The organism is Frankia sp. CpI1-P, from assembly GCF_001421075.1.
Lineage (GTDB): Bacteria > Actinomycetota > Actinomycetes > Frankiales > Frankiaceae > Frankia > Frankia torreyi.
On record NZ_LJJX01000139.1, the window covers coordinates 1 to 1,347 of the forward strand.

The following is a 1,347-nucleotide window of genomic DNA, read 5'->3' on the forward strand; positions in this document are numbered from 1 at the left end:
AAGCCGGTGGCGATCCCAAGCGCGGCGCTCTGCCACGTGATCACGGCTCTCGTCGACGTGTACGAGCTGCGCCCGGACGACCGGGTGCTGCAGTTCGCCCCGGCCACCGCCGATGTCAGCCTCGAAGAGATCTTCACGACGCTGGCGGCGGGGGCGACGGTCGTAGTCCGGGACGACGACATGATCTCTTCCCCGGCCCGGTTGCTGGCCTGCGTCGCCGAGCTCGGCCTGACCGTGCTCTCGCTGCCCACCGCGTTCTCATCGCAGCGGTGACATCGGGTCGCCCCGTTCGTCGGGCTCGACCAGCGCGAGCAACGCCGGGCGAAGCCCAGGATCGAGATCCGCGGCGCCATCCGTGAATGTTCCAGCCGCCGCGGCGATCGGCACGTGCCCAACGTCCCTCGCTTCGCGAAGAGCGCGCTGCCAGCACCTTGCGCGTTCGAGCTAGAGATAGCAGGCGCCCCCATGCAGTTCCTCGCCCCGACGTTCGCCGACGTCGTCGCCCACCACCAGCTACCAGCAGGCGGCGCCAACCCGCCATCGCTTTACAACCCGTCCGACGCCGTCTACGCAGCCGCGGCCTACCTATGCGACAACCACGTCGCCACCGACCTGACCGGCGCCCTATGGCACTACAACCATTCCGACGCCTACATCGCCCAGGTCGTCACCCAGGCCACCCAGTACTCTGAAACGACACCGAGCTCTTCAGTAGCGTGCCCGACTCTTCAGTCGGCAGTTCAGTCGGTTCTGATGGCCGACGGCACCCGCAAGCCGATTCGGGATGTCAAGGTCGGTGATCGGGTGTTGGCCCTCGGCTTCCAGCATCTCGGCATCCCCGTGGATCGCCGCCGCGGTGGCAGGCTGAGCAATCCAAACGGCACTCACCCGAGGTGGCGTAGAGGCGTAGGGGCGTACAGGTGTGCCGCGACCTGAGGCGTGCGCGACGGCTACCAGTGGATCGCCACCGCCGGCCGGCGCGACCAGCAGGGGGCGCGCTGACGACGAGCGAGCGGATCAGATGGCCGTGGCGACGGGCGGTGAGGCCGGTGAGTCGGGCGGCCCGGCCGGGGGGAGGACCGGGCCGCCCGCACGGCGCTACTTGACGTACGCGGCGATGAAGGGGGTGTCGGCCTTGATCTTGCCGAGGCGGGTGGCGCCGCCGGGCTCGCCGAGCGGCTCGTCGCGGCCCGGGAGGATGTCGGTGAAGAACGCCGCCTCGCTGTCGATGAACTCCTTGTCCTTCGCCTTCACCCGGTCGTCGCTGAGGGCCGCGCCGACGGGGCACGAGACCGCGCAGGCGCCGCACTCGGTGCACTCGTCGGGGTTGATGTACATCTTGCGGTC

Annotated in this window: 3 protein-coding genes; 2 read left to right on the plus strand and 1 reads right to left on the minus strand. The window is 69.4% G+C overall.

The features are described from left to right. Window positions 1–6 precede the first annotated feature (6 nt). Both FF86_RS31055 and FF86_RS61585 read left to right on the plus strand, forming a co-directional pair. Window positions 7–273, plus strand: a complete 267-nt coding sequence (locus tag FF86_RS31055; RefSeq protein WP_255355988.1) for an AMP-binding protein — start codon at window positions 7–9, stop codon at window positions 271–273. A gap of 192 nt (window positions 274–465) precedes the next feature. Then, window positions 466–936, plus strand: a complete 471-nt coding sequence (locus tag FF86_RS61585; RefSeq protein WP_055407526.1) for a hypothetical protein — start codon at window positions 466–468, stop codon at window positions 934–936. Between the two features lie 162 nt (window positions 937–1,098). Here FF86_RS61585 and FF86_RS31065 read toward each other — a convergent pair. Then, a partial coding sequence (locus FF86_RS31065) for a 4Fe-4S binding protein (RefSeq protein ID WP_055872007.1) occupies window positions 1,099–1,347 on the minus strand: 249 nt, incomplete at its 5' end.